This window comes from Citrobacter sp. S55_ASV_140 (assembly GCF_018919505.1).
In the GTDB taxonomy this organism is placed as follows: Bacteria; Pseudomonadota; Gammaproteobacteria; order Enterobacterales; family Enterobacteriaceae; genus Citrobacter; species Citrobacter werkmanii.
In genome coordinates, this window is the sequence record NZ_JAHLQZ010000380.1 from 1 (window position 1) to 1511 (window position 1511).

The following is a 1511-nucleotide window of genomic DNA, read 5'->3' on the forward strand; positions in this document are numbered from 1 at the left end:
GCCGTAGTATGGCGGCTGGTCCAGTGGTCGCGCCCAGTGCGTTTTCGCGGGTAGCAAATCTTTGGTGGCGCAGTTATCCAGAACGGTGTGGTCGAACTGACCTGGCTGGCAGGCGTTGTTGTATTGCGTCACGGTGTGGGTAAAACGTTCGGCATCCAGTCCTAACTGAAGAGCCAGCTCTGCCAACGTATTGGCCTGCGCGCCGGGAAAGACCGGCGGCATAAAGTGGCCAATAGCTTTACTGTCGATGATGGAGTAGCCAATCTGCCCTGGCTGTTGAGCGACCAGACGTCCCCAGATGGCGTAGCGTTTGGGCCAGAAATCTTCACCTTCATCATAAAAGCGCTCAGCGTCCCGGTTCACCACTATACCGAGCGAGACGCAGTCCACGCGGGTGCAAATCCCGCCGTCATATAATGGCGCTCTGGCATCAATGGCCACGCAGTGTGACTGGGAGGGATCGCCGATAATGTCGGCTCCGGCATCCATCATAAATTTGAGCAGTACGCCCTGGTTAAAGCGCGTGCCGCGAATCAGGAAGTTATCCGCTGGCCATTCGCCGCGCTTGTTCTCTCCCCATGCTTCTCGTAGCCATTCGCGGTTAGACTCAAAACCGCCAGCGGCAAGCACGCAGGATTTAGCGGTGATGCGCTCTTCGCCTGCCAGCGCCGCCACGAACTCGCCATTACGCAGTTCAAGCGCCTGAACCGGGGTGTTATAGCGGATCTGCACTCCCAGCTTTTCTGCGCTGCGATAATAGGCATTCACAAGGGCCTTTCCACCGCCCATAAAAAAGGCGTTGGTTCGCGCCACGTGTAAAGCGCCAGAGAGAGGTGGCTGAAAGTTAACGCCGTGCTGGCGCATCCAGTCGCGGCATTGTGAAGAGGTACGGATCACCAGACGCGCCAGCGCTTCGTTGGTATTCCCTTCCGTGACGCGCCACAGATCTTGCCAGAATTCTTCTTCAGGATAGCTGTCCACCAGCACATCCTGCGGCGCATCATGCATACAACGTAAATTACGCGTGTGTTGGGAGTTTCCTCCGCGCCATTCCCGGGGGGCCGCTTCGAGCAGGAGTACCGAAGCTCCTTGCTCCCGGGCGGTCAAGGCAGCACATAACGCGGCATTACCACCACCAATCACCAGAACATCAACCATCGTATACTCCATTACCATTTAACTATTTGTTAAATTTGTAATTGAAATGTATACGCACAGCTGGTGCGGGCGCTATGATGTGGTGCTAAACAGTACTTTAGTTATTGTAAAGAGTAGCGCCAGGCCAGCTTCCTGCTTCCACCAGTTGATGCATAACTTTCGTCAGCACCACACGGGCGGCAAGGCCTGCCGGGGTAAGTTCATCGTCAGAGAGGCTGACCAGAAAGTTAGGGCGGCTAAGTATCGGATTATAGACGCCGATCACTCTTAGAGTTTCTTTATCGAGATGGGAGATCGCCGCACCGGGCTGAAGAGTGGCGCCAATGCCACTGCGTACGGCGCGCATCAGTAAC

1 protein-coding gene and 1 pseudogene are annotated in these 1511 nt (G+C 55.7%); both read right to left on the bottom strand.

What is annotated here, in order from left to right:
- A partial coding sequence (gene tcuA / locus KQJ18_RS23970) for an FAD-dependent tricarballylate dehydrogenase TcuA (protein ID WP_216422947.1) occupies nt 1-1158 on the bottom strand: 1158 nt, incomplete at its 3' end.
- Nucleotides 1159-1255: 97 nt separating this feature from the next.
- Nucleotides 1256-1511: pseudogene (tcuR, locus tag KQJ18_RS23975) on the bottom strand (tricarballylate utilization LysR family transcriptional regulator TcuR); the annotation flags it as partial.